Here is a 23,864-nt window from a genome sequence, read left to right on the forward strand (position 1 = left end):
GCGAGCGGCCCTCAGCGCAGCAGCATCACCACCAGCGGCGCGGCCAGCACGTTGAGCAGGCCGACCAGCACCATCACCAGACCGGCGATGGAGCCCTCCTCCCGGCCGAGTTCGTGGGCTTTGGCGGCGCCCGCGCCGTGGGCCGCCATGCCGAACAGCGCGCCGCGGGCGAGCGTGGAGCGGATCGGCAGCCGCGCCAGCATCAGGTCGCCCAGCGCCGCGCCCAGCACGCCGGTCATCACCACGAACAGCGCCGTCAGCTCCGGCGCGCCGCCGATGTCGCCGGACACCGTCATGGCGAAGGGCGTGCTCATGGAGCGCGGCAGCAGGCTGAGCCGCAGCTCGCCGTCGAGCCCGAGCACGGTGGCGAGCGCCCAGCCGGTGAGCACGGCGGTGGCGCTGCCCGCCGCCATGCCGGCGATCAGCACCGGCCAGTGCTTCCGGATCAGCGCGCGCTGCTCGTAGATCGGCGCGGCGAAGGCGACGGTCGCGGGCCCGAGCAGCATCACCAGCCAGCCCGCGCCGCCGATGTAGTCGCGGTAGCTCGCATGCAGCGCGAGCACGGCGATGACGATCAGCGCGGGCGTGACCGCGAGCGGCGACAGCCACCACAGCCGGAAGCGGCGGTAGAGCGCTTTGGCGGCGAGATAGAATCCGATCGTCGCGGCCGACCACAGCAGCCCATGGCCGAGCGCGGCTTCAAGCGACCCGCTCATGGCGCGACCTCAGCCGGAAGCACAGTTCGACGGTGAGCGCGGTGACGCCGATGACGGCCGCCGTGCCGGCGAGGATCACGACCAGGATCTTGAGGCCGAGCAGACCCACCAGCTCCCGATGCTCCACCACCGCCACCACCAGCGGCACGAAGAACAGCAGCAGGTCCGCCAGCAGCAGGTCGGCGCCGCGCTTCAGGCTGAACAGGCTGAGCCGGCCGCTCATGAGCAGCGCGAGCGCCAGCGCCAGCCCCACGACGCCCCCGGGAACCGGCAGCCCCGCGAGCCGCGTCACGCCCTCGCCCGCGAGCCAGAGGCATGCGATCAGCGCGAGCTGCGCCACGCGGCTGCCGTGGACGCGGCGGCGGAACGGGACGGCGATGCGGGCGGCGGTCGAAACGGCGGTCATGGCGAAATCTCCTGACCGGCACTTTACGACCAAGGTCCATATGCGCAAAATGACTTGTTTTCGTAAATCCTATTCCAATCAGGAATTTCGATGGATTTCCGCGTCCTTCGCGCTTTTGTGGAAGTGGTCCGCCAGGGCGGGTTCTCCAGCGCCGGCAAGGCCCTGTTCACCACCCAGTCGGCGGTGAGCAAGGCGGTGCGCCAGCTTGAGGACGAGGCGGGCGTGGCGCTGCTGGACCGGATCGGCCATCGGGTGGCGCTGACGGCGGCGGGCGAGATCGTCTATCGCCGGGCGCTCAAGCTGCTTGCGGACCGGGACGACCTGATCGCGGAGCTCGGCGAGGTGCGCGGGCTGAAGCGGGGCGAACTCAGGCTCGGCCTGCCGCCCATCGGCAGCAGCACGCTCTATGCGCCGCTGTTCGCCATCTATCGCCAGCGCTTCCCGGGCGTGGACGTGCGGCTGGTGGAGTATGGCAGCGACCGGCTGGAGGAGCTGTTGCGCGCGGGCGAGATCGAACTCGCCGGCTCGCTGCTGCCGGTGGCGGAGGATTTCGAGTGGCGGGCGGTGCGCCGGGAGCCGCTGTCGGCGCTGCTGCCCGCCGCGCATCCGCTGGCGGGCCGGCCATCGCTGCATCTCCTCGACCTGAAGGACACGCCCTTCGTGCTGTTCGAGCGCGGCTTCGCGCTGAACCGCATCCTGCTGGACGCCTGCCGGGCCAGCGGCTTCGAGCCGCAGGTCGCGGCCCGCAGCAGCCAGATCGACTTCATCGTGGAGCTGGCGGCTCTCGGACTGGGCGCCGCCTTCCTGCCGGAGTTCATGTTCGCCCAGCGCCCCCATCCGGGCGTGGCGCCGGTGCGGCTCGACGAGCCACGCGCCCGCTGGGACATGGCCATGGTGTGGCGGCGCGGGGCCTATCTGTCCCACGCCGCCCGCGCCTGGCTCGCCATCGTCGACGAGGCCCACGCGCAGGCGTGAGCCCCGGAGAACGGCCGCTCAGGCCGCCGGGACGACCAGCGCCTCGCCCTTGCCGCCGGCGTTGAGATCGCCCGCGAAGCGACGCACCTTGAACGCGCCGCCGAGGAAGGCGGCGAGGTCGGGCGAGCGGCGGGCCAGCACCCGCAGCATCACCAGATCATGCTCCAGCGCGTCGCCGAAGCCGGGCGCGAGCCCATCCGCGGAGCGCAGCAGCAGCGTGCCGCGCTTCATGCCGCGGCCGGCCTTGCCCTTGAGCGCGCCGCCCACGGCGAGCGTGCCCGCGATCAGGTCGGTGGCGGCGCCTTCCGCGGCGTCGCCCTTCACCACGATGACGCCGCCGCGCAGCCGCTCGGCCGCGCGCGGGCCGGCGGAGCCGCCGACCACCACCACGCCGCCGCTCATGCCACGGCGGGAGCCGTCGCGGGCTGCGCCGAGGCGCTCGCCCACGTCGCCTGCGATCTCGATGCGGCCGCCGGACAGCTCCGCCGCCGCATAGGCGCCGGCCGAGCCGGACACGGTGATGGAGCCGCCCGCAGCGGACTGGCCGAGGTGGTCGCCCACGTCGCCCTCGACCACGAGCTCGCCGGAGGACAGCCCGGCGCCCACGCGGTCAAGCAGGGCGGAGCCGCTCTTGAGGGTCAGCCGGTCGCCGACGGAGCCGCCGATCTCGAACAGTTCGGCCAGCGCCACGCCGCGGTCGCCATAGCCCACGGTCAGACCGGAGAGATCGACGCCCGGCAGCACGCCGGCCAGATCGACGCGCGTCTCGAACGCGCGGCGCGGGGTGAGAACGAAGCCGCTCACGCCATGATCTCCCGCAGCTTGAAGTGGAAGGGTCCGAGGTTGCCGCCGTAGTTGCCGGCGTCGATCGCCACCACGCCCTTGTCGCGGCCGAGCGCCACCAGCGCCTCGATGCCGGCGCGGGTGCAGGCGGAGACCGCCTCGAAGCTGACGCCGTCGATCACGATCTCCTGCACCGAGGCGACCTCCGGCGTCAGCTTGGTTTCCGTCTGGGCGCGCAGCGTCGGGCAGTAGGCGTTGTTCGACGAGGCGAACATGCCCTTGTACCTGGAGCCGACCTTGGAGCCCGAGCGGACGATGCCGCCGGGGAACGGCAGGATGCAGCCTTCGACCTTCTGCATCGCCTCGACGGCGACCTCGGCCGCGGCCAGCGTCTCGGCCCGCGAGGCGCCGAGGATCAGGATGTTGCCGCCGCCGACGCCGGAGACCGAGCCGGTGTCATGGTCGCAGACGAACTCGCCCTCCATCACCGGCACGCGCCAGATGCGGCGGCCGTCGACGTTCTTGGCGATCTGCCAGCCGTCGCCGAAGTAGCGCAGCGCCTTGCCGATGGAGACCTTGGCGCCGCCCTCCATGCCCGCGTAGCAGGCGGAGGTGGGCGAGGTCAGCACGCACTGGCCGATGCGGTTCGGCACCACGGTCTGCAGACCCTTGAGGTCCATGGTGAAGAACAGCACGGAAACGCCCGGACGCCCGTCGGGCGTCTCGCTCTCGGGGATCTCCCGCTCGACGCCGCCCTCGCAGCCGCAGCCGATGACGGAGGTGGCGAAGCCGGTCACGGTCTTCGCCGCGATCATGGCCCATTTGGCCGTGTCCGCCGTGATGATCAGCCGCGTGCCGACCATGGGAAAGGCTTCCGCGAACGAGTCGCGGATCTCGACTCCGTTGAGGATCATGCCGAGCGCTCCGTGGCGTGGATGACCGCGCCCTGTCCGTCGCGGATCTCGTCGTCCGCGATCTTGTAGGTTTTCGCCTTGAAGCCGAGGGTCTCGTCGAACCAGCGGTCGAGCCTGGCCTCGATGCCCTTGTCGTAGTCCGGCGCCACCTGGTGGGTGCGGCCGTAGGCGAGGCTGACGACCTCGCCGTCCTTCACGATCACCTGGCCGTTCTTGAGCACGTAGTCCGCGCGGGAGAACATCTCCTCGCGGTTGGCCTCGTCGCGATAGACCACCACGTCGCCGACCGCGCCGGCGCCGAGATGGCCGCGGTCCGTCAGGCCGAGGATCTTGGCCGGGGCGGCGCGGGTGACGATGGCGATCTCCTCAAGCGTGTATTCGCGCTTCAGCTCGCCGACCATGGAGTGCTTGCGCACCGCCTTCGGCAGCTTGGCGAACTGCTCGTCGCGGAAGTCCTTGTCCATCAGCAGCCGGATGAGGTGCGGATAGGTGGTGAAGGGCGCGCCGTTGGGATGGTCGGTGGTGAGGAAGATCCGCCAGGGGTCCTCCACCAGCAGGAACAGCTCCAGCCCGATCGCCCACTGCAGGGCGTTCACGAAGGACTTGTCCTTGTAGACGAACGGCACGATGCCGCAGGCGGCGTCCAGCTCCATGTCCATGCCGATCCAGCGCTTCGGCGAGGCGATGCCCCGGTTGCGGTGCTGGGACATGAAGTCGGCGGAGGCGGTGACGGTCTGCCCGAACATCACCTGCCCGACGTCGATCGAGATGTTCGGGTTCGTGTTGATCGCCTCGGCGATCTTGGCCGCGCCGGAGGAGAACTTCCGGTCGCCTTCCGTGCCGTAGGAATGGAACTGCACATGGGTCATGTGCAGCGGCAGCCCCTCGGTCGCCGCGATGGTGGCGAGCGTGGTGTCCTCGTTGCCGGGAACGCCGAGGTTGCAGCCGTGCAGGTGGATCGGATGGGCGAGGCCCAGCTCCTTCACCGCGCGCATCAGCGTGGTGAGAATGGCGCGCGGCGTGATCTCGTAATGCGGGTTGGCCTCGTCGAGGTCCATCTTCCGCTGGTTGAACTTGAAGGCGTTGATGCCGCCCGGATTGACGATCTTCACCGCCATGGCCTTGGTGGCCGCGAGCTGCCAGGCGACGTAGTCGTTCACCGCCTGCTGCCCGGCGCCGCTCGAGATCAGGTCGAGCAGGAAGTCGTCGTTGCCGAGCACCACGTAGCCGCCGGTGTCGAGGAAGGGGATGTCCTTCATCTCGGCGTGCATGTGGCGGGCGTTGGCGGCCACCATCGCCGGCTCGAACACCGCCGTGTAGCCCATCTCGGCGTAGCGGCAGCCGGTGGCGTGGGCCGTCATGGTGGAGACGCCGCCGCCGCAGCCGCAGAAGTCGCCCGCGGGCTCGCGGTTGGCGCGCTGCTCCTCGATCATCAGCAGGCGCGTGATGTTCGACTTGCCGCCGGCGATGTGGCTGTGGATGTCGATGGCGCCGGCCATCACGACGCCGCCCCTGGCGTCGATGGTCTCGGCCGCGCCCTGGAAGGCGCTCGCGGCGACCACGCGGCCGTCGTCGATCACGACGTCGCGGACCACGCCGGCCTCCCCGTTCGCGGGGTCCAGAACCTTGCCGTTGGTGATGCGTACGGCGCTCATGCGCGCGCCTCCGAAATCAGCGTCACGATCTCCGCCACGCTTTTCAGGCCGGCGTCGCGGTGGCGGCGCAGCGGCAGGCCGACCACCGAGTCCGCGCGGAACGCGAGACCCTGATGGTCGAGGCCAGGCTGGCCGACGGGGATGAACACGTCGGGCTCGCGCTCGAACGTGGTGTCGGGATGGGCGATGGCGATCACCGCGGCCCCGGAGGCCGGCGGACGCTCCGGCCGGAAGGCCGAGGTCCACACCACCAGATCGGCGGTCTTGACCGCGTTCTCGGTGGCGTAGGCCTTCTGGTCATGGTCCGAGACGCCGTCGCGGAAGCCGAGACGCAGCGGGAAGCCGTGGTTCCAGAGCGAGGCGTGGTAGGCGCCGGTCAGGTTGTCCTTGCCGGACAGCGGCAGGCCCGCGGCGCGGGTGGTGACGTTGAGCGTGTCGATCACCGACACGGCCCGTTCGATCACCAGATCGCCCTCGTCGTCCAGCGAGGCGGCGCTCCAGGCCAGCACGCCGTAGGACGCGGCCTTCAGCGCTGCGGCGAGCTCAACCAGCTCCGGCGCGGCCTTGGGAGGCGTCCCGTCGGCGACCAGCGTGGCGAGTTGCGACAGCGCGTCCACCAGCCCGCCCTCGGCCACCTTGATCACGTCCACGATCGAGCCTTCGAGCTGCGACAGCGACTCCTTGGTGGGCTCGCCGCCCAGGAACACCACCCGGCGCGGACCTTTGAGGAACCGGCCTTTGGCGGGCGTCACCCGGTCGTAGAGGCGGTGATAGGATTTGAGCGGATCGGGACCGACCACCACGAACAGGTCGGCGCGGTTGCGGACCTCGGCGAAGGTGGTGGCGACCCAGCCCTTGCGCTGGGAGCTGGCGAGGTTCCGGAACATGCCTTCGGAGGCGTAGTGGTCGACGCTGCCGCCGGTCTTGCCCGCGAGCTTCAGCACGGCGCGCACGCCGTCCACGTCGGTGGCGAGGCCCGCGTAGGCGATGGAGCGCGCGCCGGAGAGGCGCTTCGCGGCTTCGGCCACCGCCTCATCGAAGGACACGTCCCTGCCGCCGACGCGCGGCGAAGGGGCGGGCGCGCCGGAGCGCCGGAACAGCGCCGCGGCCCGGCCGCAGACGCCCTCGGCGGCGGTGACCTTGGTCCCGTCGACCTTCAGCGTGATGTCGTCGCAGCCCAGTCCGCAGAACGGGCATACGACGTCGGTGTGAACGGTTTCGCCCATGTCGGCCTCAGTCATATTTCACATAGGCGAAGCGCTGGTCGCCCTGGGGCGTGCCTTCCAGCGCGTCGTCCTCGGACGGTTTCCACTGCACGACGCTCTCGATCTTCTTGGCGAGCTCGAAGTCCCGCTCGGTGATTCCCTTCGCGTCGTGCGACATGAGCCGGACCTCGACCCAGGCGTAGGACGCCGTGATGTCGGGGTGGTGCCAGGCCGCTTCCGCAAGATGGCCGATGGTGTTGATCACCATCAGCGTGCTCTTCCAGCTCTGGGTCTTGTAGGTGCGCCGGATCCAGCCTTCTTCGATCCGCCATTTCGGAAGTTCGGCGGCGAGGCGGCGCTTCACCTCGTCTTCCGGGATGGTCGCTTTCGAACCGGCCACGGCGCGCTCCTCGGTTTTTGATTTGTCGGGACCGTTACATGCGCGGTCGGGCCGGCGCAACGCGGCGCGACGTTTCGTCCGGCTAGGCTTTTGGCGCAGCCGCGAAGGATGGCGTATGCCGTTGCGGCCTCTTAAGGTGCCGCCGGAAACGCCATGACCCAAGATCATCGCCCCCTTTCCCCGCCGCGACGCGGAAAGCGGGCGCCCTGCGCCGTCACGGTGCGGGCGCCCGGGAGGCTGCATGTGGGCTTTCTCGATCTCGGCGGCGGGCTCGGCCGGCGCTTCGGCGGGCTCGGGATCTCGCTGGAAAATCCCTTCACCGCCGTGACCTTGCGGTCCGCGCCGGCGGCCTCCGCGACCGGGCCGGACGCCCCCCGCGCCGAAGCCGCCATGGCCGCGATCGCGAACGCCTTCAGCCTCGGCGACCGCGCCGCGGTCACGGTGGAGACCGCGCTGCCCGCGCATTCCGGCCTCGGCTCCGGCACCCAGCTTGGACTCGCCGTGGGCGTCGGGCTGGCGCGCCTCAACGGGCGCGAGGACATAACGCCGCGGCAGGTGGCGGCGGCGCTCGGCCGCGGCCAGCGCTCCAGCATCGGGCTCGGCGCCTTCGAGACCGGCGGCGTCATCCTGGACGGCGGCCGCGGGCCGCTGGACGCGCCGCCTCCGATCGTCTCGCGCATTCCCGTTCCGCCAGCGTGGCGCATCCTGCTGATCTACGACAACGGTCTCGTCGGCCTGTCCGGCTCGCGGGAAACCACCGCCATGGCGCATCTGCCGCCCTTCCCCGACGAACTGGCGGACCGGCTGTGCCGCCTCGCCGTGCTGGGCGCCCTGCCCGCCGCGGCCGAGGGCGACGCTCAGGCCTTCGGCGCCGCGGTGGGCGAGATGCAGCGCCGGCTCGGCGATCATTTCGCCCAGGCGCAGGGCGGCCGCTTCACCAGCGCCGACGTGGCCGAGGCCCTGGCCGCGATCGAGGCGCGGGGCGTTCCGGGCGTCGGCCAGAGCTCATGGGGCCCGACCGGCTTCGCCGTGCTCGGCTCCGCGGCCGAGGCCGAGACGCTGGCGCAGGAGATGCGCGCACGCTTCGCCGACCGCCCGAACCTTTCCTTCGACATCGTCCGCGGCGCGCGCCGCGGCGCCGACATCTCCGTCCTTCATGACGAGGACGGCCTTGCGCTTACCGGAGACGCCCATGTCCGACGCTGAACCGATCCTGCACATGATCACGCCGCTGAAGCACACCAGCCCGTTCGACGTGAACATGGCGGTGGACGCCGGCTTCCACATCATCTCGTCCAACGTGGACGTGCAGCTGAAGGACGTCGCGCCGCTGACGCAGGACGCCATGTTCAGCCGCTCGCCGGACGCCGCCAAGCGCACCGTGCTGTTCATCGGCGGCAAGGACGCGAGCCTCGCCCTCGACCAGATGAAGGCCGCGGCCTCCGCGCTGTTCCCGCCGTTCGAAATCTCGATCTTCGCCGATCCGGCCGGCTCCTTCACCACCGCCGCCGCCATGATCGCGCTTGTGGAGAAGGGTCTACGCGGCAAGCGCGAGGGCGGCCTTGAGGGCGCGAAGGTTCAGGTCTACGGCGCGACCGGCGTGGTGGGCGGCATCGCGGCGGTGATCGCGGCCCAGGCCGGCGCGGACGTCACCATCGTCAGCCATCGGGTGATCGAGGACGTGGAGGTCAAGGCGGTCGACTTCAAGAAGCGCTTCGGCGTCAAGCTGAACTGCGCGGTCGCCGCCAACGACGAGGAGAAGAAGGCGCTCGTGCCCGAGGCGGAGGTGATCCTGACCGCCGCCGCCGCCGGCGTCGAGGTGATCTCCACCGACGTGCTGAAGGCCGCCACGAACCTGCTGGTGGCCGCCGACATCAACGCCGTGCCGCCGGCGGGCGTCGCGGGCGTCGGGGCCAATGACGACGGGATCGCCCTGCCCCACGGCGTGGGCATCGGCGCGCTGGTCATCGGTCAGGTCAAGTACCAGGTGCAGCACCAGATCCTGAAGCGCATCCGCCACTCCGACACGGCGCTGCACATCGGCTTCGCCGAGGCTTTCGAGCTTGCCCGGCAGCTGTCGGCCTGAGGCCTACGACCTCGCGCTGATCGGCCTGTCCACGCGGGCGCTGGCGCGCTCCGCGCGGCGGGCGGGCTTGCGCGCGCTGGCGATCGACCTGTTCGCCGACGCCGACACCCGCGAGCACGCCGCCCGCGCCGTGCGGACGACGGCGCTGTCCCGCCGCGCTCTGCTGGCGACGCTGGAGGCCCACGCGCCCGCCGGCCTGCCGGCGGTTCTGGGCGCGGGCTTCGAGAACGCGCCCGACGTGATGGCCGCCATCGCCCAGCGTCACCCGCTGAAAGGCGCGACGCCGGAGACGGTGCGGCGGCTGAAGGATCCTCGCGCCCTCGCCGGGCTGCTGGCGCGGCTCGACGTTCCCCACCCTCAGTCCGCCGACGCCGACGGCCCGGACGTGCTGTGGAAGCGCGCCGGCGCCTCCGGCGGCGCGCATATCCGCGCGGGGTCGCGACCGCGCGGGAACGGTCGCTACGGCCAGCGCCGCGTCGACGGCCGCGCGGCGTCGGTCCTGTTTCTGGCGAACGGGGCGCGGGCCGAAATCGCCGGCTTTTCGGAACAGTGGACCGACCCGACCCCGTCCGCGCCCTACCGCTACGGCGGCGCCGTGGGGCCGATCCCGCTCATAGCTCCCCTGCGCGCGACCATCGGCGCGGCGCTCGACCGGCTGGTCGCGGCGACGGACCTCGTCGGTCTCGCCAGCGCCGACATGATCCTCCCCGCCGGCGACGAGACCGCGTTCACGCTGCTGGAAGTAAACCCCCGCCCCGGCGCCACGCTGGACGTGTTCGACCGCGGCGACGACCCGTCGCTGCTGGCGCGTCATCTTGACGCCTGCGAGGGTCGACTTTGGTCTGCGACGCCATCCCGGCTGGACGCGCACGCCGCCGCCGTGGTCTACGCCCCCTGGCGCTGCTCGCTGTCCGGCCTGCGGCGTCCCGCCTGGACGGCCGACTGGCCGGCGGAGGACGACGCGACGCCGAAAGGCGCGCCCCTCTGCACCGTGTTCGCCTCGGCCCGCGCGCCGGAGGCGGCGCGCGCTCTGGTCGACCGCCGCCGCGCGGCCCTGCTTGACGCCCTTTCCGCGCGCCGCGACGGCGCGCGCCTCGCCGATGACGCACTCGAACCCATGGTGACCGAATGACCGAGACCCGCCCGAGCGTCGGAACGCTCGTCGCCCCGCTCGTCTCCTCCCTGATCGCGGACGCGGCCACGCTGCGCCTCGGCGTCGAGCGCACCGCCACCGGCGCCACCATCGTGGACGCCGGCATCAACGTGCGCGGCGGGCTCGAAGCCGGCCGCCGCATCACCGAGATCTGCCTCGGCGGCCTCGGCTACGCCCGCTTCGCGCCGGACACCCGCTTCCCGCGCTGGAACACGGCGATCCACATCTCCACCGTCGATCCGGTCATCGCCTGCCTCGGCAGCCAGTACGCCGGCTGGAGCCTGTCCGAGGGCGACTTCTTCGCGCTCGGCTCCGGTCCCGCCCGCGCGCTGTGGGCCAAGGAAGAGCTGTTCGGCGAGCTCGGCTACAAGGACAAGGCGGAGAGCGCCGCGCTGGTGCTGGAGACCGACAAGCGCCCGCCGGACGCGCTGATCGCCTTCATCGCCAAGGAATGCGGCGTGGCTGAGGACAAGCTGACGCTGATCCTCACCCCCACCACCAGCCTCGCCGGCTCGGTGCAGGTGGTGGGCCGCGTGCTCGAGGTGGCGCTCCACAAGGCGCACGCGCTGCACTTCCCGCTGGAGCGCATCGTGGACGGCACGGGCGTCGCGCCGGTCGCCCCGCCCGCGGCCGACTTCCTCGGCGGCATGGGCCGCACCAACGACGCGGTGCTCTACGGCGGCGAGATCACGCTCTATGTGGAAGGCCCCGAGGACGAGGCCGAGCAGCTCGCCAACGGCCTGCCCTCCTCCACCTCGCGCGACCACGGCCGCCCGTTCGGCGAGATCTTCGCCGGCTACAACTTCGACTTCTACGCCTGCGACGCGGGCCTGTTCTCGCCGGCCGTCGTCACCGTGACGGCGCTGTCCACCGGCAAGAGCTTCAGCGCCGGCGCCTTCATGCCGGAGCTCGTGGAGAAGTCGTTCCGCGGCTGATCCCATGCCCCAGCGAGCCGTCATGAGCGTCATGGCGGCCCGCTGTTCCGGCATCGTTTTTCAGCCCTCCGCACGCTCACCGTCATGCCCGGGCTTGTCCCGGGCATCCACGACTTGAACGCGCGGGACTTTCCGTGCCCAAAATCGTGGATACCCGGCTTCGCCGGGCATGACGCTATGGGATGATCGAGCCTTTGGGCGTAATCCCGACTGAGCTCCGACAGGTCGACGTCCCGGCCACGCGACCGCCGGCCAAGCCTTGGGTGCGCCATGTCCGATCCCGCCGTCGTCATCTTCACCGAAAAGGCCGACTGGCACAGCCACGGCCTCGCCCGCGCCATCGAGCGCGAGGGGTTGCGGCCGCTGATCCGCTCCATGACGGAGGCGGGCTTCGACCTCGCCACCGGCCGGCCGCGCCTGCACGTGCCGGGCCTCGAGGGCCTGCCGGAAGCGATCTTCGTGCGGCTGATCCCGGCCGGCACCACCGAGCAGATCACCTCCCGCCTCGGCCTGCTGCACGCCGCCCGCCACATGGGGGTGGCGGTGGTGAACGACGCCCGCGCCATCGAGGTCTGCGTCGACAAGGGCATGACCACCTTCATGCTGGCCGAGGCCGGCCTGCCGACGCCGCTGACGCTGGTGCGCGAGCGCCGGGCCGACGCGCAGGCCGCCTTCGACGCCCATGGCGGCCCCATGGTGCTGAAGCCGCTGTTCGGCGCGCAGGGCAAGGGCGTGAGGCTGGTCTCCCCCGGCGAGACGCTGCCGGAGCCCGGGGAGGTGGGCGGGGTCTATTACCTTCAGGCCTTCGTCGCCGCGCGCGGGTACCGCGCCAGCGGGCGCGCCCATGACTGGCGGGTGTTCACCATCGGCGGCCGCGCCGTGGGCGCCATGATCCGCCGGGCGGACGAAGGCTGGATCACCAACATCTTCCAGGGCGCCGTCGGCGAGCCGGCGGCTGTGGACGGCGAGGCCGCGGCGCTCGCGGTGCGCGCCGCGCGTGCGGTTGGAGCCGACTACGCCGGCGTCGACCTGATCGAGGACGAGGACGGCCGCTTTCTGGTGCTGGAGGTGAACTCCATGCCCGCGTGGAAGGGCCTCAACACCGCGACCGGCGTCGATGTGGCCGCCGAACTCGCCCGCGACCTCGCCCGCCGTCTGGCCCGCCCCGATGCGGCCTGAAGACGTCGCGCAGGCCTTCCGCGCCGCCTCCCGCGCGGAGCTTCAGGCGCTGAAGCCCGGCAACGTGCATGTGTTCCGCCCCGGCCACGGCATGACGGCGGCGACCTTCGAGCGCGCGGCGGAGGCCGCAGCCCTGCCGCTGGCGACGGGGGCGACGGTGGGCGCGCGCATCGAGGGGGCGACGCTGGCGTCGCTCGCGGCGGTGGGCTGCAACGCCAATCTCGGCATCGTGCTGCTCTGCGCGCCGCTGAGCGAGGCGGCGCTCACCCGGCGCGACGGCGAATCCCTCACGGACGCGCTCGACCGGGTTCTCGGCGGCCTGACGCTCGTGGACGCCGAAGCCGCCTACAGGGCCATCGCGAGCGCCAATCCCGGCGGGCTCGGCGCTTCCGCCCGGCAGGACGTGCGCGCGGCCCCGACGGTGACGCTGCGGGGCGCCATGGCGCAGGCGGCCGACCGCGACCGTATCGCCGCGCAATACGTCACCGGCTTCGCCGACGTGCTCGCTTCCGCTCAGGCTTACGCCGCGAAGACTCCCGGCCCTGCGGCGGTGGAGGACGTGTTCCTCGATCTGCTGGCGCGGCTGCCGGACAGCCATGTGGCGCGCAAGTTCGGACCGGAGGCGGCGGAGAGCCTGAGGGACGAGGCGGCGGCGTTCCTCGCGGCTCTGCCTGCGGAACCGGAGGCCCGGCGCGCGGCGCTCGACGCCTTCGACCTCGACCTCAAGACCCGCGGCCTCAACCCCGGCACCACCGCCGACCTCACGGTCGCGGCGGTGTTCGCGGCGTCCCTTCTGCAAGGCGTCTGACCGTCTCCGCGCCGATGCGGCCGTCATGCAGCGCGGTCGCGACAAGGGCGCCCGCGACGCCCAGCGACGCCAGCGCCTGAAGATCGTCCTCGCCCCTCACGCCGCCGGCGGCGAACACCTGACGCTCCGGTCCGGCCTTGGCCAGCACCTCCGCCAGACGCCCGAGATCGGGGCCGGCGCCTGCGCCGACGCGGGCGAGCGTCATGGCGATCACCCGCCGCGGCCAGCGCTCCGGCTGATCATGGGCGTCCCTAGGGCCGAGCGGCCCGTCCGCGTCGTGGTCCAGCGACAGGATCGCGTCGCCCTGAAGGGCGTCATGGAGCGAGCAGGCGTCCGCATGGGATTCGGTCCCGACGATCGGCGTGCCCGCCCGCCCCGGCGCCGCGCCGCGATCGACCCAGATCTCGAGTCCGGGATGGGCCGCGGCGATGGCGGCGATCACCTCGTCATGGCCGCCGCGGTTCAGGATGGCGTCGAGATCGGCCACATAGAGCGTGCGGAACGGCGCCAGCGCCAGCAGCGCCGCGGCGGTCGCCAGCGGCTCGGCCCCCGGCGCGAGCGGCGATTCAATCGGCCGGTAGGCCCCGCGCTCCCCACGCCGCGCATGCGCCACGCGACCGTCCATGAGATCGATGACAGGAATGACGTCCACGTTCGGATGCCCCCCGCTTGGGCTGACACAGGCGCGCGATCGACCGACCCGGCGCGACGGCTCCAACAGACCGGACGGATCGGCCCAGAAAAGGGCGTCACCGTCCGGGATCAAGGTCGACGACGCCCGTCCCTGTTTCAAAAGGCCTCAGAAGCAGGACAACATATCTCGTCATGCCCGCCGAAGGCGGGTATCCACGACTTTGGCGTCGCAACGACTGACATGTTCCACGTCGTGGACGCCCGGGCCAGGCTCGGGCATGACGGCGCGCTCGAATGTCCGAACAGGCGATGATCCGTTGCGCGTGTTTCTCTGCGAATTTGTGACCGGCGGCGGATTCGCCGGCAAGAGCCTGCCGGCCTCGCTCGCCCGCGAAGGCGCGCTGATGCGCGACGCGCTGGCGCGCGATCTGGCGGAGCTTCCGGGCGTGACGCTCACCGTGGCGCAGGACCCGCAGGCGGCGCCCTGCCCCTTCGGCGCGGCGGCGGAGGTTGCGAACGGCGACCCGTGGCGCATGTGGGAGCGGGAGGCGGCGGCCTGCGACCTGTTCTGGCCGGTGGCGCCGGAGACCGACGGCCTTCTGGGGCGGCTCGCCGCCATGGGCCGGGCGGCGGGCGCGGAGGTGATGGCGCCTTCGGCGGAGGCGATCCGCGTGACGTCCTCCAAAAGCCTCACCGCCGCCCGGCTGCAGGCCGCCGGCGTCTTAACGCCCCCGACCTTCCCGCCCGAACGCCTGCCCCCGTCGATGCCCGGGCCCATGGTGTCCAAGCCGGATGACGGCGCCGGCTGCGAGGCCACGACGCTCTGGCCCGCGCCGCCCTCCCCGCGCGACGTGCCCGCAACACATGTGCTGCAGCCTTATGTGCGGGGCATGGCGGCGAGCCTTACCGTGCTCCACGCCTTCGGCCGCGTCTCGGTGCTCGCCGCCAACCGTCAGGACATCGTCATCACGGACGGCGCGATCTCGCTCGCGGGGCTTCAGGTGGCGGCGCTCGACCGCGCCGCGCCGGAGCTTGACGCGCTGGCGCAGGAGATCGCGGCGGCGATTCCCGGCCTCGACGGGCTGTTCGGCGTCGATCTGGTGATGCCGGAGGACGGCGGCGCGCCGGTGGCGATCGAGATCAACCCCCGCGTCACCACCGCCTATGTGGGCTTGCGCGAGGCGCTCAGGCTGAACCCGCTGACGCTGCTGCCCCCCTTCGCGCGCGGCCCGATCGAGCCGCCGCCCGCATGGCCCGTGGAGCTGCGCTTATGAGCGGCGTCATCGGCCTCGACGTGGGCGGCGCCCATCTGAAGCTCGCGCGGCTGGACGGATCGGGCGCGCTCGTGGAGGTGCGCATCGCCGCCTGCCCTCTGTGGCGCGGGCTGAGCGAGCTCGACGCCGCGCTGGACAAGGTCGGCGCCCACGCCAAGGAGCCCGAGGTCGCCGCCACCATGACCGGCGAGCTCGCGGACCTCTGGCCGGACCGGGCGAGCGGCGTCGCCGCCATCTCCGAATCTCTAGTCGCGCGGTTTGGCGCGGACAGGCTCGCGATCTACGCCGGCGCGCGCCGCTTCGTGCGGGCGGACGCGGCCGCGGACAACGCGCTGGAGGTCGCCTCCGCCAACTGGCGCGCCACGGCGGAGGCGGTCGCGGCGCAAGGCGGCGCGGGGCTGCTGGTCGACATCGGCTCCACCACCAGCGATCTCATTCCCTATGGCGACGGCCGCGTGCTGGCGACAGGCGCCACCGACGCCGGACGCATGGCGGCGGACGAGCTGGTCTATCTCGGCGTCGCGCGCACGCCGGTGATGGCGATCGCGCCACGGCTGCCTTTCGCCGGCGCCTGGGTGACGCCCATGGCCGAGTTCTTCGCCACAAGCGCCGACGTCCATCGCCTGACCGGCGATCTGGACGAGGCCGCCGACCTGCACCCCGCCGCCGACGGCGGGCCGAAGACGGCGGAGGGCAGCGCCCGGCGCCTGCTGCGCATGGTGGGCGCCGATCTGACGCTGGACACAGGGGGCGCGGCGCGCCGGATCGCGGACTACCTGGCGGAGGCGCAGCTGCGCCGGCTGCACGACGCCGCGCTCGGGCTCGTCACCCGAAGCGACATCCCGGCCCCGCAGACCATCGTCGGCGCCGGCGTCGGGCGTTTCCTCGCGAAACGGCTGGCGGAACGGCTGCGGCTCGGCTATCGCCACATCGGCGCGCTGTTTTCGGACGATCCCGTCCTGGCGGCGCTGGCCGCGGATTGCGCTCCGGCGGCGGCGGTCGCACGGCTCTATGGGGAGACGGCGCGGAACCCGGACGGGCGGCGACAGGTTTCGGATTTATGAACGATCGTATCTTTCTTCGCGGCGTGCAGGTGCACGCCCACCACGGCGTGTTCGCCGAGGAGCAGGCGCTCGGCCAGCGCTTCGTGTTCGACGTGGACTACTGGCTCGACGCCCACTCCTACGCCGGTGCCGACGACATCGCCCGGGCGGTGTCCTACAACGACGTCTATGTCACGCTGGTGGAGGTGGCGACCGGCCAACGGTTCGACCTGATCGAGGCGCTGGCGGAGGCGATCGCGGCGGCGATCCTGGCCCGCTTCGCCGCCGTGCGCTCGGTGCGGGTCGAGGTGCACAAGCCCTCCGCCCCCATCGCCGGCATCTTCTCGGACGTGGGCGTCGAGATCCTGCGCCACCGCGCCGAGGGCTGACGCGCCATGGCGCGGACGGAGATCGGGCTCGGCTTCGGCAGCAACGTGGGCGACAAGATCGCCAACATCGAAGCCGCCATGGCGCGGGCGTTCGACGGCGTGAACATCCGCTTCCTCGCCGCGTCGTCGGTGTGGCGCAGCGCGCCCTGGGGTTATGTGGATCAGGACTGGTTCGCCAACGCCTGCGCGGTGGGCGAAACCGAACTCAGCCCGGAGCAGGCGCTCGCCTTCACCCAGAGCGTCGAGCAGGAGGTGGGGCGCCACAAGACCTTCCGCTGGGGGCCGCGGGAGATCGACGTGGACATCCTCTATCTCGGCGGCTCGAAGGTCGCGACCCAGAAGCTGATCGTGCCGCACAAGGAGATGTTCAATCGCGCCTTCGTGCTGACGCCGCTGGCGGAGATCCGCCCCGATCTGGTGCTCGACGACGTGGCGATCCGCGACGCCGCGGCGCAGGCCGACGCCTCCGATCTCGAAATCATCGCGGAGCCGTGGAGGCCGGCCTCCCAGCCCTTGTCCGGCGCCTGAGCCGAGCCGGCGCGGCCGGTCGGCGCCGCGCGGTCTTCGCCGGCGGCCCGCTACTCCGCCGCGCCGTAGAGCTTGCGCACGTCCGCGGTGAAGGCCGCGCGGGAGGCGTCGCGGCTGTAGAACATGTGACCGCCGGGATAGACCGCGAGCCGCACCCGGTCCGGGTCGCCGAAGGCCGGAATCTGGTCCAGCACCAGCTTCGATTCCATGTAGGGCGTCACCAGATCGGTGGCGCCGTGGGCCACCAGCACCTTCAGGCGGCGATCGGCGGCCAGCGCCTCGCGCAGCGCGCCGGCGGATTCGGGCAGCGACTGGCCCCGGCCCCAGCTCCACGCCCGGTTCACCTCGGACGAGATCAGCTCATAGCGTCGGTTGTCGACCCGGAAGCCCAGCTCCCGGCCGTAATAGTCCACCGCCGCGCGGGTCAGCGGCGCCATGGAGCCGTCCAGCACCGGATCGTCCCAGGAGGCGCGGGCGGCGGAGGGGTAAGGGTCATAGGCCGTGACGTTGGCGTCGTAGAGCGAGCCGACCCTGCCCTCAGGCCGGCCGATCTCCCGCACGAAGGTGCGGATGTCGATCCGCCCGTTCATGCGCCGCACCAGTTCCGGATCGAGCCCCGTCAGCTCCGCGACGCGGGCGGACACCCGCCCCACCGCCGCCGCGTCGCGCGGGCCCTTCATCAGGTCCGCGAGGAACTCGCCGGCCGCATAGCTCTCCACGTCGGCGAGATCGGCCCGCGTCACCGGCGCCTTGCGCTCCCGCGCGGCGGCGGCGAGCGAGGGCAGCGCCGTGACCCAGGGCAGCGGCGAGGTGTTTTCGCCGTCGCGGATGGCGAAATCCAGCACCGGCGAGAGGGCGACGAGCCCCGCGACGCCGACGCCGTCCTTCTCCTGCAGCTTGCGGGCGATGCGGGGAATGCGGAAACCGCCGTAGCTCTCGCCCGCCAGATAGACCGGCGACACCAGCTGCTCCCGCGCGGCCAGGTGCTTCGCCACCACGCGGGACAGCGACTCCACGTCGCCCTCCACCGACCAGAACGCCTTGCCGTCGCCACTGGCGCGGCTGTAGCCGGTTCCGACCGGGTCGACGAAGACGAGATCGGTGAAGGCGAGCCAGGTGTCGGGATTGTCGACCAGCTTCGGCAGGTCGGAGGGCGCGTTGTCCGGCCCGCCGAAGGGCAGTCGCTTGGGCCCCACGCCGCCGAACTGCAGATAGGCGGAAGCGGCGCCCGGCCCGCCGTTGAACAGATAGGTGACCGGCCGGTCCTTGGGGTCGGTGCGCTCCAGCGTGTAGGAGGTGACCACCACCTCGGCCTGCTTCTCGCCCTTAGGGTTCGACAGCGGCACGGCCTCGACCCGGACCACATAAGCCAGCGTGTCGTCGTGGGTGACGACGGTCGCCCGCTTGGTCGCCTCGGCGGGCAGCGTCGCGGCGGCTGAGGCCTTGGGCGGCCCGTCGGCGGCCGCGACGGGGCTTGCGGCGAGCGCCGCGGCGAGAACGAGGACGAGCGGCGTTTTCATGGGCGCCAAGATGGGGCGCCGCAAGCGCCGAGGGAAGCCGCCGCCGCGGGGCGCGCGCGCCGTTGTGAAGGCGGGCCGGCTGCGCCTATCGTTGCGCCCATGACCCAGGACGCCTCCGACGATCTCATCCGCCGCGTGCTCGGCGAGGTCCGCACCATCGCCGTGGTGGGCGCGAGCCCCAATCCGGCGCGCCCAAGCTTCTACGTGGCGCGCTTTCTGGCCGAGCGCGGCTATGACGTGATCCCGATCAATCCGGGCCAGGCCGGCGGCGAGATCGACGGCCGCCCGGTCTACGCCCGGCTGATGGACGCGCCGCGTCCGATTCACATGGTGGAGGTGTTCCGGGCGTCCGAGCATCTCGCCGCCGTGGTGGAGGAGACGCTGGCGCTCGCCCCCCTGCCCCGCGCGCTCTGGACCCAGCTCGACGTGCGCGACGACGCCGCCACCGCGCGCGCCGAGGCCGCCGGCCTCGACGTGATCGTGGACCGCTGCCCCAAGATCGAGATTCCCCGGCTGGGCATCCCGCCGCGCGGGTGACGCGGGCGTTGCGTTGGGGGCATTGAAGCAACGGCAGCCCGGCTTCGGCTCGCGTAGTATTTCGCGTCGCACAAAGTGGTGGATGCCCGAGACAAGCTCGGGCATGACGGGTCTTGAGAGCGGAGGCGCGGCAAATTACGCTATTCAAAGCGTTTATTCCGAGCCGACATCTCCGTCATGCCCGAGCTTGTCTCGGTCATCCACGACTTTAACCTCAAGTCCTGACACGCCGACCGCCACGAAGACTTTAGCTCGCTCATCACAGGCGCCCAGCGAAGCCCCCCTCCGCGCGACCGATTGACCGGCGATTTATTTCTCTATCAAATCACTCAACAATAAAATGGAGGACGCCCGCCCATGACCGATTCCGCGCCGACGCCCGGCTTCGCCACCCTGTCCGTGCATGCGGGCGCCCAGCCAGACCCGGCCACGGGCGCGCGCGCCACGCCGATCTACCAGACCACATCCTTCGTGTTCGAGGACGTGGACCATGCCGGCGCGCTGTTCGGCCTGCAGGCCTTCGGCAACATCTACAGCCGCATCACCAACCCCACCAACGCGGTGCTGGAGGAACGGGTGGCGGCGCTCGAAGGCGGAGCGGCGGCGCTGGCGGTCGCCTCCGGCCATGCGGCGCAGCTGCTCGTGTTCCACGCCCTGCTGCTGCCGGGCGACGACTTCATCGCGTCCACAAAACTTTACGGCGGCTCGATCAACCAGTTCAGCCACGCCTTCAAGAGCTTCGGCTGGAACGTGGTCTGGGCCGACGGCGACGACCCGGAGGCCTTCCGCCGCGCGGTGACGCCGAAGACCAAGGCGATCTTCGTGGAGTCGATCGCCAATCCCGGCGGGGGGATCACCGATCTCGCGGCCGTGGCGGAAGTGGCGAAGGCGGCCGGCGTTCCGCTGATCGTCGACAACACGCTGGCGACGCCGTACCTGATCCGCCCGATCGAGCACGGCGCGGACATCGTGGTGCATTCCGCCACCAAGTTCCTGGGCGGCCACGGCAATTCGCTCGGCGGCGTGATCGTGGACGCCGGGACTTTCGACTGGGCGGCGAGCGGGCGCTACCCGTTCGTCACCGAGCCGCGGCCGGAATACGCCGGGCTGGTGCTGGGCGAGGCCTTCGGCAATTTCGCCTTCGCCATCGCCCTGCGCACCCTGTCGCTGCGCGACCTCGGCCCGGCGCTGTCGCCGTTCAACGCCTTCCTGCTGCTGACCGGGATCGAGACGCTCCCCTTGCGCATGCGCGCCCACAGCGACAACGCGCTGGCGGTGGCGAAGCATCTGGAGGCGCACGAGAAGGTGGCGTGGGTGAGCTACGCCGGGCTCGAGTCGAGCCCCTACCACGCGCTGGCGCGGACATATTCGCCGCTCGGCGCGGGGGCCGTGCTCACCTTCGGCCTCAAGGGCGGCTACGAGGCCGGCGTCGCGGCGGTGAAGAACGTGAAGCTGTTCTCCCACCTCGCCAATGTGGGCGACACCCGCTCGCTGATCATCCACCCCGCCTCCACCACCCACCGCCAGCTCGACGACGCCAAGAAGACGGCGGCGGGCGCAGGCCCGGAGGTGGTGCGGCTGTCGGTCGGCATCGAGGACGTGGCGGACCTGATCGCCGACCTCAATCAGGCGCTCGCCTAAGGCCGGAGCCGGCCGCCTCAGGCGCGCCTGAACGTTCGGGTGCACCCCCCTCACCCGGAGGGCTGTCGCCCTCCGGGTGAGGGGGAGCGCGTCCGCCGGCAAAGCGGTCGAAGCGCGGATCGCGTCAGGTGCGCCAGGGATGGCTCGGCAGGTCGGTGGCGCCGATCGCCTCCGCGCCGGCGGCGGCGACCGTGTGGTCGTTCTCCACCGACGAGCCGCTGACGCCGATCGCGCCCACCATCACGCCATCCTTGTCGACGATCGGCAGACCGCCGGGGAAGGTGATGAGGCCGCCGTTGGAGTGCTCGATGCCGTAGAGCGAGCCGCCCGGCTGGGACAGCTTGCCGATCTCGCCGGTCGGCATGCCGAAGAACACCGCCGTCTTGGCCTTCTTGATCGCGATGTCGATGGAGCCGACCCAGGCGTCGTCCATGCGGTGGAACGCCTTCAGGTCCGCGCCGGAATCCACGATGGCGATGCACATGAAGGTGTCGATCTCCCGGGCCTTCTTGATGGCCGCGGCGATGGCGGCCTGAGCGTTTTCGATCGTGACGTGCATGCCCGTTCTCCGTCGTTCCTGAACGCCTCCCCGTGACCGGGGAGCGGACGGGCAGATAGCGCGAACGCCCGCACGACCATTGCGACTTTCGTCGAGAGCGCATGAAAAAAGGCGCGGAGCCGATGGCTCCGCGCCTTAGGAGGATGCGCCTTGGGGAGGACGGACGTTACGCGCGCACGCGGGTCTTCTCGGGGTCGAAGTGGGGGAAGCCCACCACGGTTGCGGGGATGCGCTTCTGCTGGCCGTCTAGCTTGCCAATCTCCACCGCCGCGCCGGGCTCGGCGTAGGTGACGTCGAGGCGCGCCAGCGCGATCGTCTTGCCGAGGATGGGCGAGCGGGTGGCGCTGGTGATCACGCCCACCTGGGCGCGGCCCACATGCACGCTGTCGCCGTGGCCCACATGCTCGGCGCCGGTGACGTCGAGGCCGACGAGCTTCTTCGACGGCGCCTCCCGACGGCGCTTCAGCGCCTCGGCGCCCACGTAAGCGTCGGTTTTGTTCGCCGGAACCGCGAAACCGATGCCGGCCTCGAACGGATCGGTCTGGTCGCAGAACTCGTAGCCCGCGAAGGCGAGGCCCGCCTCGATGCGCACCATGTCCAGCGCCTTGAGGCCGAGCGGCTTCAGCCCGTGCGGCTCGCCGGCCGCCATGATGGCGTCCCACACCGCCGGCGCCTGGTCCGGATGGCACCACACCTCATAGCCCAGTTCGCCGGTGTAGCCGGTGCGCGACACCACCACGGGCACGCCCGCCACCTTGCCGATGGTGAAACGGAACCACTTCAGCTCCGCCATCGAGGGCTGGTGCGGCGGCGTGACAACGATCTCCTTCAGGATGTCGCGCGAGCGCGGCCCCTGGACGGCGACGTTGTGCAACTGGTCGGTGGAGGTCTTGACCCAGGCCTTCAGGCCATGCTCGGCGGCGAGGTTGCGGAGGTGGACGCCGCAATAATCGTCGCCGCAGATCCAGCGGAAATTGTGCTCGCCGAGGCGGAACACGGTGCCGTCGTCGATCATGCCGCCATGGGCGTAGCACATGGCGGTGTAGACCACCTGCCCCACCGCGAGCTTCTTCATGTCGCGGGTGACGGCGAGCTGCATCAGCGCCTCGGCGTCGGGACCGAGCACCTCGAACTTGCGCAGCGGCGACAGGTCCATGATGGCGGCGTGCTCGCGGCAGGCCCAGTATTCGGCGATCGGACCTTCGTCGGAATAGCAGTCCGCGAGCCAGAAGCCGCGATACTCCACGAATTTGCGGGTCAGCGCGGAGGTGCGCGGGTGGAAGCCGCTCTCGCGGGTCAGCCTCGGCTCGGCGTCGGGGGTCATGCGGTGGGCGATGCCTTTGGAGAAATGTTCGGAGGCGTCATAGACGCGCACATGGATGTCGGTGGGGGCCCAGGCGTTGGCGACGTCGATGTCGTCGGCGCAGGAGGAGGACGCGCAGACGAGATCGGTCAGCGCCCGGAGCAGCACGTAGTCGCCGGGGCGGGACCAGGGCTCGTCCATGCCGATGGCGTCGTCCGGCCCGACCACCGTGTTGAAGAAGAAGTTGATCGCCGGCCAGCCCGCGCGCGGCTCGATCCCATAGGGCTTCAGCGCGCGGTTGAAGTTGTCCGTGCAGTTGTCGTGCCCCGGATAGCCCATGTCCTCGTAATATTTCGCGGAGCAGGCCAGCAGGAAGGCGTCGTGGCGGCCGACCGTGTCGCGCACGATCTCCACCAGCGGCGTCATGCGCGCGTCGAAATATTTGGAGTGCAGGCCCGGACCGGGGTTGGCGGTGCCCATCAGCGTGCGGGTGACGGTGGGGTCGAGGCCGAACTCCTTGCCCCGCTCCAGCGCCGCGGCGTCGAAGGCGAGGAAATCGGAGCACTGCTTGCCGTCCACGTCGATGATCTGGATGTAGTCGCCCGCCTTGACGCGGTAGGCCTCGGCGGTCGCGGCCTTCACCCGCAGGTCGAGCTTCGGCGCGGCCAGCGGCTCAGGCGCGAGGCCGGCGGCGGGACGGCTGGTTTCGATCTCGACCTTCAGCTCGGTCGGCGGCGTCTGCTGGTCCGGGTCCATGGCTGCGCCCGCGGGCGCCAGCGCCACCACGGCCGCGCCCTGCGCCACGAAGGACAGCTCGGCGCCCGGCGCGGAGTCCTCTGCGAACAGGCGGAAGCCGGCGAGCCTGGAGACGTCCGCGCCGCGGGCGGCGAGCGCGGCCCGGGCGGCGGCGGCTTCCGGGCCGTCGCCCTCCGCGGGAAGCAGGCCGGCGTCGACCGCGCCCTCCCCCGCCACGAACAGCAGGCCGGGCTGACGTCCCTCGGGATCGAGGATGCGGCAACGGTCGCCGGGGGCGAGTTCGAAGGCGATCGCCTCCCCGCCACGGGCGACGAACGTGGTCAGGCGAGGCGGAGACGAGACGGCGTCCATGGCGTGCTCTCCGAGGGAAACTTGGGCGAACGGACGCAGGCGCCCCCGCGCGGCCATGCCGTCGCGGTCGGGGTCCCGTCCCTTCAAACGTCTGGTCCCGCCCGCATCCCACCCC

24 protein-coding genes are annotated in these 23,864 nt (G+C 71.5%); 13 read left to right on the forward strand and 11 right to left on the reverse strand.

Going from position 1 to position 23,864, the window contains the following annotated elements:
• Positions 1–11: 11 nt before the first annotated feature.
• Both PKE85_RS06025 and PKE85_RS06030 read right to left on the reverse strand, forming a co-directional pair.
• Complete coding sequence (locus PKE85_RS06025; protein WP_271203872.1) at positions 12–716, reverse strand: LrgB family protein; 705 nt, start codon at positions 714–716, stop codon at positions 12–14.
• Complete coding sequence (locus PKE85_RS06030; protein ID WP_271203873.1) at positions 700–1,122, reverse strand: CidA/LrgA family protein; 423 nt, start codon at positions 1,120–1,122, stop codon at positions 700–702. The genes PKE85_RS06025 and PKE85_RS06030 overlap by 17 nt, the downstream gene beginning before the upstream one ends.
• Before the next feature lie 90 nt (positions 1,123–1,212).
• Between PKE85_RS06030 and PKE85_RS06035 the strand changes: the two genes are divergently transcribed.
• On the forward strand, positions 1,213–2,097 hold the full coding sequence (locus PKE85_RS06035; protein WP_271203874.1) for a LysR family transcriptional regulator: 885 nt from the start codon (positions 1,213–1,215) through the stop codon (positions 2,095–2,097).
• 18 nt (positions 2,098–2,115) lie between these two features.
• On the opposite strand, the gene PKE85_RS06040 is transcribed toward PKE85_RS06035, so the two are convergent.
• Genes PKE85_RS06040 through PKE85_RS06060 form a run of 5 tightly spaced genes read right to left on the reverse strand, consistent with a single transcriptional unit; the run spans position 2,116 to position 7,054 of the window.
• Positions 2,116–2,901, reverse strand: coding sequence for a formylmethanofuran dehydrogenase subunit C (locus tag PKE85_RS06040; protein ID WP_271203875.1), 786 nt, complete (start codon positions 2,899–2,901; stop codon positions 2,116–2,118).
• Entirely contained in the window at positions 2,898–3,794 is an 897-nt protein-coding gene (gene fhcD, locus PKE85_RS06045; RefSeq protein ID WP_271203876.1) for a formylmethanofuran--tetrahydromethanopterin N-formyltransferase, read from the reverse strand. The genes PKE85_RS06040 and fhcD overlap by 4 nt, the downstream gene beginning before the upstream one ends.
• Entirely contained in the window at positions 3,791–5,449 is a 1,659-nt protein-coding gene (locus tag PKE85_RS06050; RefSeq protein WP_271203877.1) for a formylmethanofuran dehydrogenase subunit A, read from the reverse strand. The genes fhcD and PKE85_RS06050 overlap by 4 nt, the downstream gene beginning before the upstream one ends.
• Positions 5,446–6,675, reverse strand: a complete 1,230-nt coding sequence (locus tag PKE85_RS06055) for a hypothetical protein (RefSeq protein ID WP_271203878.1) — start codon at positions 6,673–6,675, stop codon at positions 5,446–5,448. Before PKE85_RS06055 ends, PKE85_RS06050 begins: the two co-directional genes overlap by 4 nt.
• 7 nt (positions 6,676–6,682) lie before the next feature.
• On the reverse strand, positions 6,683–7,054 hold the full coding sequence (locus PKE85_RS06060) for a 4a-hydroxytetrahydrobiopterin dehydratase (RefSeq protein WP_271203879.1): 372 nt from the start codon (positions 7,052–7,054) through the stop codon (positions 6,683–6,685).
• Between the two features lie 243 nt (positions 7,055–7,297).
• Here PKE85_RS06060 and PKE85_RS06065 point away from each other — a divergent pair, with 243 nt between their 5' ends.
• The 6 genes from PKE85_RS06065 to PKE85_RS06090 all read left to right on the forward strand — a co-directional run bounded on the left by PKE85_RS06065 (position 7,298) and on the right by PKE85_RS06090 (position 13,215).
• Positions 7,298–8,260, forward strand: coding sequence for a beta-ribofuranosylaminobenzene 5'-phosphate synthase family protein (locus PKE85_RS06065; protein ID WP_428981317.1), 963 nt, complete (start codon positions 7,298–7,300; stop codon positions 8,258–8,260).
• Positions 8,247–9,140, forward strand: a complete 894-nt coding sequence (locus PKE85_RS06070; protein WP_271203881.1) for an NAD(P)-dependent methylenetetrahydromethanopterin dehydrogenase — start codon at positions 8,247–8,249, stop codon at positions 9,138–9,140. Before PKE85_RS06065 ends, PKE85_RS06070 begins: the two co-directional genes overlap by 14 nt.
• Positions 9,118–10,272: an ATP-grasp domain-containing protein gene (locus PKE85_RS06075; RefSeq protein ID WP_271203882.1), complete on the forward strand. Its 1,155-nt coding sequence runs from the start codon at positions 9,118–9,120 to the stop codon at positions 10,270–10,272. The genes PKE85_RS06070 and PKE85_RS06075 overlap by 23 nt, the downstream gene beginning before the upstream one ends.
• Positions 10,269–11,228 carry a methenyltetrahydromethanopterin cyclohydrolase gene (gene mch / locus PKE85_RS06080; RefSeq protein WP_271203883.1) on the forward strand — a complete coding sequence of 320 codons (960 nt, stop codon included), beginning with the start codon at positions 10,269–10,271 and terminating at the stop codon, positions 11,226–11,228. The genes PKE85_RS06075 and mch overlap by 4 nt, the downstream gene beginning before the upstream one ends.
• A 270-nt stretch (positions 11,229–11,498) precedes the next feature.
• A complete protein-coding gene (locus PKE85_RS06085) occupies positions 11,499–12,407 on the forward strand; it encodes an ATP-grasp domain-containing protein (RefSeq protein ID WP_271203884.1) in 909 nt (302 codons plus the stop codon).
• Positions 12,397–13,215 (forward strand): triphosphoribosyl-dephospho-CoA synthase, encoded by an 819-nt coding sequence (locus PKE85_RS06090; RefSeq protein WP_271203885.1) that lies wholly within the window; start codon positions 12,397–12,399, stop codon positions 13,213–13,215. Before PKE85_RS06085 ends, PKE85_RS06090 begins: the two co-directional genes overlap by 11 nt.
• Here the strand turns inward: PKE85_RS06090 and PKE85_RS06095 are convergent.
• Positions 13,169–13,867, reverse strand: coding sequence for a HisA/HisF-related TIM barrel protein (locus tag PKE85_RS06095; RefSeq protein WP_271203886.1), 699 nt, complete (start codon positions 13,865–13,867; stop codon positions 13,169–13,171). The two genes, PKE85_RS06090 and PKE85_RS06095, sit on opposite strands and share 47 nt — an antisense overlap.
• Before the next feature lie 304 nt (positions 13,868–14,171).
• Here PKE85_RS06095 and PKE85_RS06100 point away from each other — a divergent pair, with 304 nt between their 5' ends.
• Genes PKE85_RS06100 through folK form a run of 4 tightly spaced genes read left to right on the forward strand, consistent with a single transcriptional unit; the run spans position 14,172 to position 17,082 of the window.
• Positions 14,172–15,122, forward strand: coding sequence for an ATP-grasp domain-containing protein (locus PKE85_RS06100; protein WP_271204082.1), 951 nt, complete (start codon positions 14,172–14,174; stop codon positions 15,120–15,122).
• Positions 15,119–16,186 carry a hydantoinase/oxoprolinase family protein gene (locus PKE85_RS06105; protein WP_271203887.1) on the forward strand — a complete coding sequence of 356 codons (1,068 nt, stop codon included), beginning with the start codon at positions 15,119–15,121 and terminating at the stop codon, positions 16,184–16,186. The genes PKE85_RS06100 and PKE85_RS06105 overlap by 4 nt, the downstream gene beginning before the upstream one ends.
• A complete protein-coding gene (gene folB / locus PKE85_RS06110; RefSeq protein ID WP_271203888.1) occupies positions 16,183–16,554 on the forward strand; it encodes a dihydroneopterin aldolase in 372 nt (123 codons plus the stop codon). Before PKE85_RS06105 ends, folB begins: the two co-directional genes overlap by 4 nt.
• 6 nt (positions 16,555–16,560) lie before the next feature.
• Positions 16,561–17,082 carry a 2-amino-4-hydroxy-6-hydroxymethyldihydropteridine diphosphokinase gene (folK, locus tag PKE85_RS06115; RefSeq protein WP_271203889.1) on the forward strand — a complete coding sequence of 174 codons (522 nt, stop codon included), beginning with the start codon at positions 16,561–16,563 and terminating at the stop codon, positions 17,080–17,082.
• 50 nt (positions 17,083–17,132) lie between these two features.
• On the opposite strand, the gene PKE85_RS06120 is transcribed toward folK, so the two are convergent.
• Positions 17,133–18,602, reverse strand: a complete 1,470-nt coding sequence (locus PKE85_RS06120; protein ID WP_271203890.1) for a S10 family peptidase — start codon at positions 18,600–18,602, stop codon at positions 17,133–17,135.
• A gap of 99 nt (positions 18,603–18,701) precedes the next feature.
• On the opposite strand from PKE85_RS06120, the gene PKE85_RS06125 reads away from it, so the two are divergent.
• Together PKE85_RS06125 and PKE85_RS06130 are read left to right on the forward strand one after the other, a co-directional pair.
• Positions 18,702–19,139 carry a CoA-binding protein gene (locus PKE85_RS06125; RefSeq protein WP_271203891.1) on the forward strand — a complete coding sequence of 146 codons (438 nt, stop codon included), beginning with the start codon at positions 18,702–18,704 and terminating at the stop codon, positions 19,137–19,139.
• A 357-nt stretch (positions 19,140–19,496) separates the two neighbouring features.
• On the forward strand, positions 19,497–20,780 hold the full coding sequence (locus PKE85_RS06130) for an O-acetylhomoserine aminocarboxypropyltransferase (RefSeq protein ID WP_271203892.1): 1,284 nt from the start codon (positions 19,497–19,499) through the stop codon (positions 20,778–20,780).
• 124 nt (positions 20,781–20,904) lie between these two features.
• Here the strand turns inward: PKE85_RS06130 and PKE85_RS06135 are convergent, their stop codons facing one another.
• Together PKE85_RS06135 and PKE85_RS06140 are read right to left on the reverse strand one after the other, a co-directional pair.
• A complete protein-coding gene (locus PKE85_RS06135; protein WP_271203893.1) occupies positions 20,905–21,339 on the reverse strand; it encodes a GlcG/HbpS family heme-binding protein in 435 nt (144 codons plus the stop codon).
• 166 nt (positions 21,340–21,505) lie between these two features.
• Positions 21,506–23,749, reverse strand: coding sequence for a trimethylamine N-oxide demethylase (locus PKE85_RS06140; protein WP_271203894.1), 2,244 nt, complete (start codon positions 23,747–23,749; stop codon positions 21,506–21,508).
• Between the last annotated feature and the right edge of the window lie 115 nt (positions 23,750–23,864).

Source organism: Methylopila jiangsuensis (assembly GCF_027922305.1).
GTDB lineage: Bacteria > Pseudomonadota > Alphaproteobacteria > Rhizobiales > Methylopilaceae > Methylopila > Methylopila jiangsuensis.

What these genes read in the sequence shown, in the direction of transcription:
- PKE85_RS06055 (WP_271203878.1), bottom strand. Translation starts at nt 6,675, where the DNA reads ATGGGCGAAACCGTTCACACCGACGTCGTATGCCCGTTCTGCGGACTG.
- PKE85_RS06130 (WP_271203892.1), top strand. Translation starts at nt 19,497, where the DNA reads ATGACCGATTCCGCGCCGACGCCCGGCTTCGCCACCCTGTCCGTGCAT.
- PKE85_RS06090 (WP_271203885.1), top strand. Translation starts at nt 12,397, where the DNA reads ATGCGGCCTGAAGACGTCGCGCAGGCCTTCCGCGCCGCCTCCCGCGCG.
- PKE85_RS06025 (WP_271203872.1), bottom strand. Translation starts at nt 716, where the DNA reads ATGAGCGGGTCGCTTGAAGCCGCGCTCGGCCATGGGCTGCTGTGGTCG.
- PKE85_RS06035 (WP_271203874.1), top strand. Translation starts at nt 1,213, where the DNA reads ATGGATTTCCGCGTCCTTCGCGCTTTTGTGGAAGTGGTCCGCCAGGGC.
- fhcD (WP_271203876.1), bottom strand. Translation starts at nt 3,794, where the DNA reads ATGATCCTCAACGGAGTCGAGATCCGCGACTCGTTCGCGGAAGCCTTT.
- PKE85_RS06070 (WP_271203881.1), top strand. Translation starts at nt 8,247, where the DNA reads ATGTCCGACGCTGAACCGATCCTGCACATGATCACGCCGCTGAAGCAC.
- PKE85_RS06125 (WP_271203891.1), top strand. Translation starts at nt 18,702, where the DNA reads ATGACCCAGGACGCCTCCGACGATCTCATCCGCCGCGTGCTCGGCGAG.
- folK (WP_271203889.1), top strand. Translation starts at nt 16,561, where the DNA reads ATGGCGCGGACGGAGATCGGGCTCGGCTTCGGCAGCAACGTGGGCGAC.
- folB (WP_271203888.1), top strand. Translation starts at nt 16,183, where the DNA reads ATGAACGATCGTATCTTTCTTCGCGGCGTGCAGGTGCACGCCCACCAC.
- PKE85_RS06085 (WP_271203884.1), top strand. Translation starts at nt 11,499, where the DNA reads ATGTCCGATCCCGCCGTCGTCATCTTCACCGAAAAGGCCGACTGGCAC.
- PKE85_RS06135 (WP_271203893.1), bottom strand. Translation starts at nt 21,339, where the DNA reads ATGCACGTCACGATCGAAAACGCTCAGGCCGCCATCGCCGCGGCCATC.
- PKE85_RS06105 (WP_271203887.1), top strand. Translation starts at nt 15,119, where the DNA reads ATGAGCGGCGTCATCGGCCTCGACGTGGGCGGCGCCCATCTGAAGCTC.
- PKE85_RS06120 (WP_271203890.1), bottom strand. Translation starts at nt 18,602, where the DNA reads ATGAAAACGCCGCTCGTCCTCGTTCTCGCCGCGGCGCTCGCCGCAAGC.
- PKE85_RS06050 (WP_271203877.1), bottom strand. Translation starts at nt 5,449, where the DNA reads ATGAGCGCCGTACGCATCACCAACGGCAAGGTTCTGGACCCCGCGAAC.
- PKE85_RS06030 (WP_271203873.1), bottom strand. Translation starts at nt 1,122, where the DNA reads ATGACCGCCGTTTCGACCGCCGCCCGCATCGCCGTCCCGTTCCGCCGC.
- mch (WP_271203883.1), top strand. Translation starts at nt 10,269, where the DNA reads ATGACCGAGACCCGCCCGAGCGTCGGAACGCTCGTCGCCCCGCTCGTC.
- PKE85_RS06140 (WP_271203894.1), bottom strand. Translation starts at nt 23,749, where the DNA reads ATGGACGCCGTCTCGTCTCCGCCTCGCCTGACCACGTTCGTCGCCCGT.